Here is a 13,319-nt window from a genome sequence, read left to right on the forward strand (position 1 = left end):
TGTCGCGCACGGTTGCCCAAGCCTATGGCTCCCTCATCGCTTCCTGGCCTACCGGGAGCATGGCGCCGAGAATGTACTTGAGCACGGTGCGGCGGCCGACCTTGACGTCAGCGGTCACCGGCATGCCAGGGCTGATCGTGAAACTGGCGGGCACGCCATGGAGGGCGATCTCATCGATGGAAATCTGCGTGCGATAGAACAGGTCAGCGTCCGGGGGCAGCATGGCCAACGAGCTGTTCGGGTCGCGCGCTTGTTCCCGCGCCGAGAAGGAATCCGGGCTGACCGCGCGCACAGTGCCATGAGCGATGCCATACTGCGAATATGGAAAGGTGTCGAACTTGATGGCCACCGGATCGCCGACGTGGACGAACCCACTGCTCCGACCGACAATGTTCGTCTCGATCTCAAGCACCGCGTCGTCCGGAACCAGTGTGATCAATCGGTCGCCGGACTGCAGGATCGAGCCGACGGAAACCTTCGCTACCGACTGAACGATGGCGTCTGCCTCGCTTTTCAGCTCGACCAACTGTTTACGCAGCTTCGCCTTGTTGAGAAGCTCACGGGCGTCGGACATACGCGAGCCCGCCTCCGACAGACCCTGCGAGACTTCCGCGCGCCAGCTCTGGATGTAGCCATCGCGGTCGGCGGCCACCGTCGCCTGCTGCCGCTTGGCGGCTTCCGATGTCTGCTCGGCGTTGCCGAGCGCTCGGGACATTTCCGCCGAGTTGTCCTCGGCCAGGAGCGTGTTCAGGCGGCTCCCCACCTGTCTTGCTTCCAGTTGCTTGCGCATCTGTTCAATCGAGCCCGCGACGGCCAGCCGCTGGCGGTAGCCGTCGGCATCGGACTGGGAACGCGAGATCACCGAACTGAGTTCGTCGCTCTGCCGGTCAAAACTCGCCAGCTTGGCGTCGTAGACGGCTTTGCGGCGATCGAAGATCGACGCTTGGAGGGTCCAACTCGGGTCCAGGCCGTCATAGTTGAAGGGTTTGCCGTCGGCCTCTGCTTTCAGCCGCGCCACTTCGGCTTCAAGCGTCGAAACCTGTGTCGCCAGCGCAGTGAGGTCAGCCGAGGCGAAAGTCGCATCGAGGCGAGCAAGCGTTTGACCGGCTCGCACGCGCTGCCCTTCGCGCACCTCGATCGAGCGGACGATCGCTGTCTCGAGCGGCTGCACCACGATGTTTGGCGTTTGCGAGACCACGAGCCCTCTGGTGGTGACTACCTGATCAACCGGTATTAGCCCTGCAAGTGTTATCAGGGCGACGACCATGCTCGTGATGATCCAGACGATGCCGCGCGCCATCCGCGGAACGGGCGCATTGGCGATAGCCGTCGACGGCCACTGGAATTCCAGGATGACGGGCATGGTCGGATCGCTCGGTTCTGTCCGGCGCCGGCGGGCGGGAAGGCTGGAATGGGTGATAATGGTCATGGGCGCCCCGAAGCCGATGCTCAAACCAGTCGCGGCGGCACAGCCGCCAGACGACCGTGACGGCTGTCGAGATGCCGGTTCTGCTGCAACCAAAGCTGGCGGTAAAGCGCGCATCGTTCAAGCAGGGTTACATGCGGCGCGACATCAAGGACCTTGCCCTGATCCATGACCAGGATCTGGTCGCACCCGGTGAGCGAGGAAAGCCGGTGCGAAACAATGATCATCGTGCGCCCCTTGGCGATGCGCATGAGATTGGCGCTGACCACCGCCTCGCTCTCCGGGTCAAGCGCGCTGGTCGCCTCGTCGAGGATCATGACTGTCGGATCGTGGATGAGCGCGCGCGCGATCGCCAGCCGCTGCTTTTGGCCACCCGACAGGTTGGGCGACCCTTCCTCAATATAGGTGTCATAACCGTTCGGCATGCGTTCGATGAATTCTTCGGCGCCGGCAAGGTGAGCGGCTCGCATGGCGTCGGACAGAGTCAAGCCGGGGCGCCCGGCGATGATGTTGTCACGAATCGACCCGCGGAAAAGGAAATTGTCCTGGAGGACCACGCCGAGCCCCTGGCGAAGGTGACGCAGGTTGATTTCCTTGAGGTCGACGCCGTCCAATTTGAGAAAACCGCTGTAATCGCGATTGATCCCCTGCAGCAGCCGCGCAATTGTCGATTTTCCTGATCCGCTGCGCCCGACGATACCGAACATCGTCCCTGCCGGAATGTCGAAGCTGACCCGGTCAAGCGCAGGCGTCTTGGTGCCGATGTAGGTGAAGGTCAGGTCACGGAAACTGATCTCGCCGACGAGCTTCGGCCTCAGGCCGGTGGAATTCGAACTGCTTTCCAGCGGTCGGTTGAGGACGGATCCTGCTTCGCTGATTGCCGCGCCGACCTCTTCGAAGTCCTCGACCAGTCGCGCAAGGCCGACGAGAGGTTGCGCGACGCGTTGGGCGATCATCATGAATGCGAACAGGCTGCCGACCATGTAGCCGGACGTGTCGCTCATCGCGAGATAAGCTCCGATCAGCATCGTGCCGAGGACCATCGCACGCTCGATCGGCGTGACAAGCGTCTGCGGCCAGTTGGCGAGCTGCCCGAAGGCAAGGCGCGCCCTGCCCGCATCCGCCACCCGCTCGTCCCAAAGCGCCTTGCGTTGCGGTTCGAGACCGAGCGCCTTCACCGTCTTGATACCGACGACGGTTTCGCCGAGCGCCGCCGCCTTCCAGGTCTCCGCGTCGACCACCTGCTGGTACCTGCGGCGCAGTGGCGCGAGATAGGCGAAGATGATCAACATGATCAGGCCGGCACAGGCAAGCACCATCCAGCCGAGCGTCGCGTTGATGTAGAACATTACCGGGATCAGCACGCAGAGCGTGATCAGATCCAGGAACGTGGAGAGGAGTTTTCCGGTCAGGAACTCGCGGATGCGATAGATCTGTGCGAGGTGGTACATCGTCTCGCCGGCCGGATGACGCTCGAAATAGTCGAGCGGCAGACGCAGGAGCCTGCTGAAGACATGCAAGTTCAGTTTGGTGTCCAACCGGGCGCCGACGACGTTGATGATCAGCCGTCGGGCGTGACCGAGCAGCGTCTCGTAAACGAACAAGACGGCAATTATGGCTGACAACAGCACGAGGGTCGAAACGCTGTTGAACTGCAGCACCTTGTTGACCAGCGTCATGACGATAAGAGGCGGCAGAACGGTAAGGATGCTGAGAGTGAACGAGGCGATGCCGATGTCACGCATGGAACGGCTTTCGAACCGTACCAGGTCGATCAACCAGCGGAGGGTGAAAGGCGCATCGGCCGCGATGTAGGATCGCGCCGGACGCAACAGCACCGCCTCACCCGCCCACACCTGCGACAACCTCAACTCGTCGATGGCGATGGGCTCGGCGTCGTCGGGCGCGTCCGCGCTTTTGAGGAAGACGACATTCCGCTCCGGGCTGGCCCCGGTGAGGAGACCTGCGCCACCGTCATTGAACAGCAGGACGACCGGCCCCGTGTGCTCGAAGCGCAGGAGATGCGACCAGCGGATGCGAAGAGCGCGCGACCACATGCCGCCGTTCTGGGCCCATTGCGAGAGATCAGCCGCGTTTGGAATTGGGCTGGCGCTCGCCACCCTGAACTCGTTCGGGTCGAGTTCGACGCCATGATAGCGCGCCACCCGTAGCATCGCCTTGAGGCGCGGCGCGATCCGGTCGAACTCGGCGGGTCCGCCGGGAATCCTCCCCGCCTCGCTCTCGCCGCCAACCTTGCCAGTCGCGTCCACGTCTGCGCGGATCGGGATTGGCCCGGCTTCAGCGTTCAGAGGTACGTTCACCATGCACTTGCCCTCCGGCCCACAAGCGAGGGTTCAAGTATTCGCCGCGCAAGCCGTCCCAGCCGGGACTTCCGGCAAAACCCACTATATTCCGAACAGGCCGGCCGTACGAGCCCTTTGCCCGCCTGGAAATAGTGAACGCGCGGGCCTTGCGTTCCCGCAAGGTCCGCGCGTTCTTTATTCAACCTGCACTCAGTCATTCGGCTTCAGAATATCCTTCATTGCCTTCTTCAGCGTGTCGTCCGTGCTGGCGTATCCGGCACCTTGCTTGCCCTTGTCCGAAGTCAAGTCGGACGTTGCGCCGGATGTCTTGTGCTGGTTCTGACCAAAGCCCTTGATCGTCGTGAGAACGTTCAAGAGATCGGTCGTCACCGAACCTCCAGCCAGGCCGACGAGCTGCTGGAACGAGGTATGGCCGTGAGTGTCGCTACTGGTCGGGCCGGACTGCAGGAAGTGCTTGGAGTCCTTGAGTCCGAGCGTATTGGCCGTGACGTTGGCTTTGTGACCAGGGCCGTTTTCGGCATTGTTATTGTTCCCGGAACCACCAGGTGCATCCTGATCTCCATTGCCAAAGCCGTTGTTGCCATGGTCGCGGTCACCGGTCCCACCGCCCGAGCCGGTCGCTCCGGTCGCACCTGTCGAGCCAGCCGAGCCGGTTGCACCAGTCGAGCCGGTTGCGCCAGTCGAGCCAGTCGAGCCAGTCGAGCCGGTCGCTCCCGTATCGCCAGTTGCACCAGTGGAGCCGGTTGACCCAGTCGAGCCTGTTGCTCCAGTCGAGCCGGTCGCTCCGGTCTGGCCGGTCGCACCAGTCTCGCCAGTCGCACCAGTCTGGCCGGTTGCCCCGGTCTGGCCGGTTGCTCCGGTCTCGCCAGTTGCTCCGGTCGACCCAGTTGCTCCGGTCTGGCCAGTCGCACCAGTCTCGCCAGTCGCACCAGTCTGGCCGGTTGCCCCGGTCTGGCCGGTTGCTCCGGTCTGGCCGGTCGCACCAGTCTCGCCAGTGGCACCAGTCTGGCCGGTTGCTCCGGTCTGGCCGGTTGCTCCGGTCTGGCCGGTCGCACCAGTCTGGCCGGTTGCCCCAGTCTGGCCGGTTGCCCCGGTCTGGCCGGTTGCCCCGGTCTGGCCGGTTGCACCAGTCTCGCCAGTCGCACCAGTCTGGCCGGTTGCCCCGGTCTGGCCGGTTGCTCCGGTCTGGCCGGTCGCACCAGTCTCGCCAGTCGCACCAGTCTGGCCGGTTGCTCCGGTCTGGCCGGTCGCACCAGTCTCGCCAGTCGCACCGGTCGAGCCTGTCGCGCCGGTTTCACCAGTCGCACCCGTCGAGCCTGTCGCACCAGTCTGGCCGGTTGCTCCGGTCGAGCCGGTCGCTCCGGTCTGGCCAGTGGCACCGGTCGAGCCTGTCGCGCCGGTTTCACCAGTCGCACCCGTCGAGCCTGTCGCTCCGGTCGAGCCAGTTGCTCCGGTCGAGCCTGTGGCACCGGTCTGGCCGGTCGCTCCGGTCTGGCCAGTAGCACCAGTCGAGCCTGTCGCGCCGGTTTCACCAGTCGCACCCGTCGAGCCTGTCGCTCCGGTCGAGCCAGTTGCTCCGGTCTGGCCGGTCGCTCCGGTCTGGCCAGTGGCACCAGTCGAGCCTGTCGCGCCGGTTTCACCAGTCGCACCCGTCGAGCCTGTCGCTCCGGTCGAGCCTGTGGCACCGGTCTGGCCGGTTGCCCCGGTAGCTCCAGTCTGGCCGGTTGCTCCGGTCTCACCTGTCGCTCCGGTCTGGCCGGTGGCTCCGGTCTGGCCGGTCGCACCAGTCTGGCCTGTCGCTCCGGTATGGCCGGTTGCTCCGGTCGAGCCGGTCGCTCCGGTCTGCCCAGTGGCACCAGTCGAGCCTGTGGCACCGGTCGAGCCTGTCGCGCCGGTTTCACCAGTCGCACCCGTCGAGCCTGTCGCACCAGTCTGGCCGGTTGCTCCGGTCGAGCCGGTCGCTCCGGTCTGGCCAGTGGCACCAGTCGAGCCTGTGGCACCGGTCGAGCCTGTCGCGCCGGTTTCACCAGTCGCACCCGTCGAGCCTGTCGCTCCGGTCGAGCCTGTCGCACCGGTGGAGCCGGTCGAGCCGGTTGCTCCAGTCGAGCCTGTCGCGCCGGTCGAGCCTGTCGCACCGGTGGAGCCGGTCGCGCCGGTCGCACCAGTCGAGCCTGTGGCACCGGTCGAGCCGGTCGCACCGGTGGAGCCGGTCGCGCCGGTCGAGCCTGTCGCACCGGTGGAGCCGGTCGCGCCGGTCGCACCAGTCGAGCCTGTGGCACCGGTCGAGCCGGTCGAGCCTGTTGCTCCGGTCGAGCCAGTCGCACCAGTCGAGCCTGTCGCACCGGTCTGGCCAGTTGCTCCGGTCGAGCCTGTCGCACCGGTCGAGCCTGTGGCACCGGTCGCACCGGTGGAGCCGGTCGCGCCGGTCGAGCCTGTTGCTCCGGTCGAGCCTGTGGCACCGGTCGAGCCGGTCGAGCCTGTTGCTCCGGTCGAGCCAGTCGCACCAGTCGAGCCTGTCGCACCGGTCTGGCCAGTTGCTCCGGTCGAGCCTGTCGCACCGGTCGAGCCAGTTGCTCCGGTCGAGCCAGTTGCACCAGTCGAGCCTGTAGCACCGGTCGAACCGGTCGCGCCGGTTTCACCAGTCGCACCAGTCGAGCCTGTCGCACCGGTCGAGCCAGTTGCTCCGGTCGAACCAGTCGAGCCGGTCGAGCCTGTGGCACCAGTCGAGCCTGTGGCACCAGTCGAGCCAGTCGCACCAGTCGAGCCGGTTGCTCCAGTCGAGCCTGTGGCACCGGTCGAGCCTGTCGCGCCGGTTTCACCAGTCGCACCAGTAGAGCCTGTCGAGCCTGTCGAGCCTGTCGAGCCTGTTGCTCCAGTCGAGCCGGTTGCACCAGTCGAGCCTGTGGCACCGGTCGAGCCTGTCGCGCCGGTGGAGCCAGTCGCACCAGTCGAGCCTGTCGCACCGGTCGAGCCTGTCGCGCCGGTCGAGCCAGTTGCTCCGGTCGAACCGGTCGAGCCAGTACCGCCTGTCGCGCCGGTTTCGCCAGTCGCTCCAGTCGAGCCTGTGGCACCGGTCGAGCCGGTCGAGCCTGTCGAGCCTGTCGAGCCTGTTGCTCCAGTCGAGCCGGTTGCACCAGTCGAGCCTGTCGCGCCGGTGGAGCCAGTTGCTCCGGTCGAACCGGTCGAGCCAGTACCGCCGGTCGCGCCGGTTTCACCAGTCGCACCAGTCGAGCCTGTCGCACCGGTCGAGCCTGTGGCACCGGTCGAGCCGGTCGAGCCAGTACCGCCGGTCGCGCCGGTGGAGCCAGTCGCACCAGTCGAGCCTGTCGCACCGGTCGAGCCTGTCGCGCCGGTGGAGCCAGTTGCTCCGGTCGAGCCGGTCGAGCCAGTACCGCCGGTCGCGCCGGTTTCACCAGTCGCACCAGTCGAGCCTGTCGCACCGGTCGAGCCTGTCGCGCCGGTGGAGCCAGTTGCTCCGGTCGAGCCGGTCGAGCCAGTACCGCCGGTCGCGCCGGTTTCACCAGTCGCACCAGTCGAGCCTGTCGCACCGGTCGAGCCTGTCGCGCCGGTTTCACCAGTTGCTCCTGTAGAGCCGGTCGCGCCGGTTTCACCAGTCGCACCAGTCGAGCCGGTCGCACCGGTACCGCCGGTCGCGCCGGTTTCACCAGTTGCTCCTGTAGAGCCGGTCGCGCCAGTTTCACCAGTCGCACCAGTCGAGCCTGTCGCACCGGTGGAACCCGTGGCGCCAGTCGCGCCGGTACCACCTGTTGCTCCGGTACCACCAGTCGAGCCCGTCGCACCGGTATCGCCGGTCGAACCCGTGGCGCCAGTCGCGCCGGTACCACCTGTTGCCCCGGTACCACCAGTCGAGCCCGTCACACCGGTATCGCCCGTCGCGCCGGTGGAACCCGTGGCGCCAGTCGCGCCGGTACCACCTGTTGCCCCGGTACCACCGGTCGAGCCCGTCGCACCGGTATCGCCGGTCGCACCCGTGGCGCCGGTACCACCTGTTGCTCCAGTACCACCAGTCGAGCCCGTCGCGCCGGTATCGCCGGTCGCACCCGTGGCGCCGGTACCACCTGTTGCTCCAGTACCACCAGTCGAGCCCGTCGCGCCGGTATCGCCGGTCGCGCCGGTCGAACCCGTGCCGCCAGTCGCGCCGGTACCACCAGTGGCTCCGGTTGTCCCTGTCGCACCAGTAGCACCGGTGGCGCCTGTAGTTCCGGTCGCACCTGTGGCTCCGGTCGTGCCTGTTCCGGTGGCGCCCGTAGCGCCTGTGGCGCCCGTAGCGCCCGTGGCTCCGGTCGTGCCCGTTCCGGTGGCGCCCGTCGCGCCCGTCGCGCCTGTTCCTCCAGTCGGACCCGTGGCGCCTACTTGATTAGTGATGGTGAGACTACCCCCATTAAACGTATCGCCATTTTTGCCATTGTTAGTAGGGTCAGGCGTGAAGGTAAAAGTGACACCATGTATAAGCGTGCCATACAAATTGAAACCGCTATCATATATAGTATAATCATGAGTCGTGTCTGGAATTGTTATAGTTAAAGCAAAATTAAACGCTGCGTTATTAGCCGAAGATGGAAGAACAAAGCTGCCAACAACAGTATCTGGATTGGCAGTTGTGTCTATAAGGTAAAATGTATTAATACTTTTACTGCTACCGGCGGATATAGAGCCGGTAAGTGTCAGATCGCCTGGTACAAGCACCCCGGCGTAACTTGCCACCCCATCCGGGGTCAGCGGCGGCAGGGGCGTCAACATGCCCGCGCGTGCGGACAGTTCCCAGGCGCCGCCCAGGGCGGCTGCGCCAACCAGCGATCTCGATGCGCAGACGTCCGCGCCGATGGCCTCTTCCAGCGCCGCCACGAAGGTCTCGCCAGCATTCCCCGATGCCGTTTCGCAGCTCCACAGCCGCAGCTCGCCGTCCGCGGCAAGCGCCCGGCCGATTGCGGCAAGGTCCTCGGCCTCTGCCTTCAGTGTGGCTGATGACCACTCCCCTGCAGTGAAGCTGACCCGGCCAGACGCGCCATGTGCGATGACGTGCACCGCATCGAGCCCTGTGTGCCCTGCGAGTGCGCCAGCGATCTGCTGCGCCGCCGGCCGGCGGCCGTCGAGCACAATCGCTCGAACCTCGGGTCGCACATTGCCGAGAACAGTCTGGAGGTCGGAAACTGAAGGGTCGACAAAAAGGATTTCAGAGGCGCGGGCCATGACTGGCTCCTGTTGGCTTCGAATTCAATTCAACGGAAAACCGCCCACCGGCCTGGCCGGCGAGCGCTGGGGACAAGGAGCTTGGGGGCCGTCATCGTCCTGACGGCCCGACCGCGCCGTCGGGTCGTTCTACGGCCGGGGTCTCTACGCGAAGGAAGCTGACGGCCTCAAAATTCCCGCCATCGTCAAACGTCCCAATGGCAAGTGAGCCGGCGGTGCTCGGCACCTTGACGGTGAGAGCGACAGCGAGGCTTCGCTTGACGGCTCTGGGAAGAACGACCTGACCGACGATCGCGCTCTTGGCCGTGTCCAGAATGAAATAATTTACATTTTCGATCGTGTCGCCGATCGGCAGAACGCCCCGAACGGTGACTTCCATGACCGCAAAACCTGCCGTGAAGCTCATCATCTTCTCCTTGGTCGCGGCCGCCGTGCCGCAGATTTCTCTTGGTTCGTACCCTTGGGGTTTCAATCGCTGGTTTCAATCGCAGCCAAGCGCGCGCGTTCGCCGAGGCCGGTCGCGGCTGCTATTGGCCCCGCGCGCCTCGGCGTATGACGGGCAAGTCTACGAGACGGGCGGGGAAGATTTGACGGCCTCTTCGCGCCGCTCGATCGAACGGCGCGCCACTTGTCCTGGCTGAGGTGAGCGTACAATCCGCAGGCGCCCGGTAACCCACAGCGCACCGGGGAATACCGATCAATCGCTGGCCAATCATTGCTGCCAGCCAGCTGCGGATAATTAAGGGGTTGATCGAAGCGGGAGCCTGCGTCGCGGCCGCATCGTTTCAGACTCGGTATCACACCAACCACAGCCAACTCCCGCAACGCATGTCTCGATTACTCGACGACGACTTGCGAGGGAACCGACTGCTTGCGAGGGAACATCAGGTTGAGAAAAACGCCGGCCTTGAGTTCAAGGCAGTACGACATCTTCTCCAGCACGCCACCCGACACTCCGTGCGCCCTCACGCACGACGTGACTAGCTCCAGACACTCTCCTGGCTCAGCAGACTGCGCAGACAGACAGGCCCACTGCCCGGTCCACGGCTACCCTCCCAGCACAAGGCATTAGTAAAATCTAAAATTAGCAAGTTGTAAATAACCAAGTTAACAATTTGTTAATTGTGGACACAAGCAACTAGTTTTCGGTCGACATCGACATGGCGCGCATGGGCCAAACGCATCGAAAAATCCGACGCTTAAGGCGCCCCTTTGGTTCGCGTCGAACCCTCGATGTCGCGGCGGATTCCGTGCGTCAGCGATTGAGCCGACGGGAACGTTCGTTCGCAGACCCCTGGTCCAGGGCAACTGCGAGACCCTTGCTGTGACGGAAAGCGCTGGCTAACAATGGATTGGGCAGAGATAGCGCGTGACTGGGAAGGGACGATCGATCCTGGCAACAGAGCTCATGCAAATGGCCAAGGCGGCGGGGTGATGTGCATGAGGTATAAGGGATGGATAAAGGCGCGTAACGAACGCCGCTCCGCCAAGGGATTAACATGAGCACCATCGGCCTGTGCATGATCGTCAAGAACGAGGCAAAGGTCATCCTGCAATGCCTCGCCAGCGCGCTTCCTATCGTTGACTATGTCCTCGTCATCGACACGGGTTCCGAGGACGGCACGCAGGATCTCATCCGCAACTTCCTGACCACGCACAATGTCAATGGCGCAGTCATCGACGAGCCCTGGCGGGACTTCGCGTACAACCGGACCTTTGCCCTTGAGCGGCTGCGTGAAGTCGAGACGGTCGACTACGCCATGATCATCGACGCGGACGACGTCGTGGTCCAGGACGCAGGCTTCGATCCAGTCACGTTCAAGTCGCAGATGCAACACGATCTGTACGACGTCGAGGTGTCCCATGGCGGCATTTCGTTTTATCGCCCGCAGATCTGCCGCAACCGGCTGCCGTTCTGCTTCAAGGGCGTGCTGCACGAATATCTCGAGGCCCCTCCCGGCCATCTCACACGCGAGACCGCCAAGGGTTTTCACGTGGCGACGGGGCGTGGCGGAGCACGCAGCCAGAACCCGCGAAAGTACCAGGACGACGCGGCCGTTCTTGAAAATGCGCTTGCCACGGAGACCGACCCCTTCCTGGTTTCGCGGTACACCTTCTATCTGGCGCAGAGCTACAGGGATTCCGGTGAACGTGAAAAATCGCTGGCGAACTATCTGAAGCGTGCCGAACTGGGTTTTTGGGACGAGGAGATCTATGTCAGCCTGCTCGAGGCGGGCAATCTCATGGCAGCGCTGGGACGGCCATTCGACGAGGTCGTTGCCGTCTTCGAGCGTGCGGCGCAGATCGTTCCCGCCCGCGCGGAGGCTCTTCACGCCGCGAGCTTCTATTGCCGCAACCAGGGCCGGAATGCGCAAGGAACGGAATTTGCGCGTCGAGGGCTCGACCTTGCTCAACCGGCCGGACTTTTCATACAGCCCTGGGTCTACGATTACGGACTGCTCGACGAGTTTGCTGTCAATGCCTACTGGACAGGTGCTTACCGGGAATCGCTCGACGCCTGTCTGAAATTGCTCGCCAGCGAAAAACTGCCGGCGGAAATGGCGAAGCGTGTGGTGGCCAACGCGCGTTTCGCCACCGACAAGCTTCCGTTTCATGAGCCGCCGAAACTTGGGGCTTTCGGGACCGAGAGCCTGATCGACCAGCACAAGCTAGTCCGGCGGCGTTCGTTGCGGTCGCGCATGAAGGGCACGCCGCGCATCCTGGTGGCAATCCTGGCAAAGCAGAAGGAGCCGGCACTGCCGCTTTACCTCGAGTGCATCGAGGCGCTCGACTACCCGAAGGCGTCGATCGTCCTGTACATCAGGACAAACAACAACACCGACAGGACCGAGCACATATTGCGCGAATGGCTGGAGCGTGTGGGCCACCTCTATGCGGCGGTCGAAATCGACACCTCGGACGTAGCCGATCGGGTCGAGCAATTCGGCGAGCACGAATGGAACGAGACGCGCTTCAGGGTGCTCGGCCGAATCCGCAACATAAGTTTGCGGAAAACTCTCGAGCACGGCTGCGATTTCTATTTCGTTGTCGACGTCGACAATTTCGTGCGGCCTGCCACGCTGCGAGAACTTGTGGCGCTCGACCTGCCAATCGTCGCTCCCCTGCTTCGCTCCATCTCGCCCGGCCAATACTATTCGAACTATCACGCCGAGATCGATGCGAACGGCTATTATATGCCGTGCGATCAATATGGATGGGTGCTCAACCGCCACGTGCGCGGCATTATCGAGTTGCCGCTCGTGCACTGCACCTATCTTGTCCGCGCCGACGTGCTCATCGAACTGACATATGAGGATGGCACGTCGCGGTACGAGTACGTCATCTTTGCCGACAGCGCCAGGAAGGCCGGCGTCGTCCAGTACATGGATAACCGACAAGTCTATGGCTACATCACCTTCGGCGACGGCCAATATCATGTGAGTGACGGGATCGAGCGCGCTCGAGCGCTGTTGCACGGTGCGGGCGATACCCCCGCATTCACTGCCGCCACGCCCTCTGGCTCCGGGCCGATGCCGGCTCGATCTGTCGAGCCGCCGGAAATTCACCTCATAAACTTGGACAGTAGCGTTGAGCGCTGGCGCAAATATCAAGATAGGAATCCTCATCTAGCTACCAATACAATTCGTGTATCGGCCGTCGACGCAGCATCCCTCGATAGACCTGCCTTAAGAGCCTTGGTGGATGATGGAGTGATTGCCGAGGATTGCGAGTATCTGCCGGGCGCATTGGGATGTGCTCTATCCCACATCAATTTGTGGAAGTTAGCGGTAGCCGAGAGGCGCCCAATTACCATTTTCGAGGACGACGTCTACTCGTCGTTCAATTTTCTTGAGGAGTCGACTCGCATTCTGTCCATCGCTCCAGAGAACTGGGATATGGTAAAGTGGGGCTTCAATTTTGATCCTCTGTTCCTATGGTTGGACTTCGATTTTTCCAAAGCCAAGCTGGAGTTCTACGAGCGAAAGCACAAACAGGTCCCGGCTCAATTTCAATCCGACAACTATTCGAGATCTCTTATACGGCTGACCCATTCCTTTGGTGCGATGGCCTATTCAGTAACTCCAAGGGGCGCTCAAGTACTTCTTGAAAAATGCCTGCCCCTACGAAAGAGATTTATTACGTTTCCTGAGACTGGAGTAGTCCTAGAGGATGAGGGCATCGATTGCGCAATGTCCGCGGCGTATGACTCCATGAAAGCGTTCGTTTGCATGCCGCCACTGGTCATTCACGATGACGAACCGCCGTCAGACCGGACAGACGCAAATCACCGAGAGCAGATCTAGTTTGTCATTGGAAGCACAACAGACCGCCATAGTGCGACGCACATGCGCGAGGAA

General features: G+C 63.1%; 6 protein-coding genes. 1 reads left to right on the forward strand and 5 read right to left on the reverse strand.

What is annotated here, in order from left to right:
• Positions 1-22: 22 nt before the first annotated feature.
• The 5 genes from AC1RZR_RS30580 to AC1RZR_RS30600 form a co-directional block, all read right to left on the reverse strand.
• Positions 23-1,453 carry an HlyD family type I secretion periplasmic adaptor subunit gene (locus tag AC1RZR_RS30580; RefSeq protein WP_481826945.1) on the reverse strand — a complete coding sequence of 477 codons (1,431 nt, stop codon included), beginning with the start codon at positions 1,451-1,453 and terminating at the stop codon, positions 23-25.
• Entirely contained in the window at positions 1,450-3,750 is a 2,301-nt protein-coding gene (locus AC1RZR_RS30585) for a peptidase domain-containing ABC transporter (protein WP_481826946.1), read from the reverse strand. Before AC1RZR_RS30585 ends, AC1RZR_RS30580 begins: the two co-directional genes overlap by 4 nt.
• Positions 3,751-3,939: 189 nt before the next feature.
• Positions 3,940-8,961, reverse strand: a complete 5,022-nt coding sequence (locus AC1RZR_RS30590; RefSeq protein ID WP_481826947.1) for a DUF4347 domain-containing protein — start codon at positions 8,959-8,961, stop codon at positions 3,940-3,942.
• Between the two features lie 91 nt (positions 8,962-9,052).
• On the reverse strand, positions 9,053-9,367 hold the full coding sequence (locus AC1RZR_RS30595; protein WP_481826948.1) for a hypothetical protein: 315 nt from the start codon (positions 9,365-9,367) through the stop codon (positions 9,053-9,055).
• 431 nt (positions 9,368-9,798) lie between these two features.
• Positions 9,799-9,930: a hypothetical protein gene (locus tag AC1RZR_RS30600; RefSeq protein ID WP_481826949.1), complete on the reverse strand. Its 132-nt coding sequence runs from the start codon at positions 9,928-9,930 to the stop codon at positions 9,799-9,801.
• 530 nt (positions 9,931-10,460) lie between these two features.
• Here AC1RZR_RS30600 and AC1RZR_RS30605 point away from each other — a divergent pair.
• Positions 10,461-13,265: a glycosyltransferase family 2 protein gene (locus AC1RZR_RS30605; protein ID WP_481826950.1), complete on the forward strand. Its 2,805-nt coding sequence runs from the start codon at positions 10,461-10,463 to the stop codon at positions 13,263-13,265.
• The last annotated feature ends 54 nt before the right edge of the window (positions 13,266-13,319 follow it).

It is taken from the genome of Mesorhizobium bavaricum (genome assembly GCF_056781655.1).

What these genes read in the sequence shown, in the direction of transcription:
- AC1RZR_RS30585 (WP_481826946.1), bottom strand. Translation starts at nt 3,750, where the DNA reads ATGGTGAACGTACCTCTGAACGCTGAAGCCGGGCCAATCCCGATCCGC.
- AC1RZR_RS30590 (WP_481826947.1), bottom strand. Translation starts at nt 8,961, where the DNA reads ATGGCCCGCGCCTCTGAAATCCTTTTTGTCGACCCTTCAGTTTCCGAC.
- AC1RZR_RS30595 (WP_481826948.1), bottom strand. Translation starts at nt 9,367, where the DNA reads ATGAGCTTCACGGCAGGTTTTGCGGTCATGGAAGTCACCGTTCGGGGC.
- AC1RZR_RS30605 (WP_481826950.1), top strand. Translation starts at nt 10,461, where the DNA reads ATGAGCACCATCGGCCTGTGCATGATCGTCAAGAACGAGGCAAAGGTC.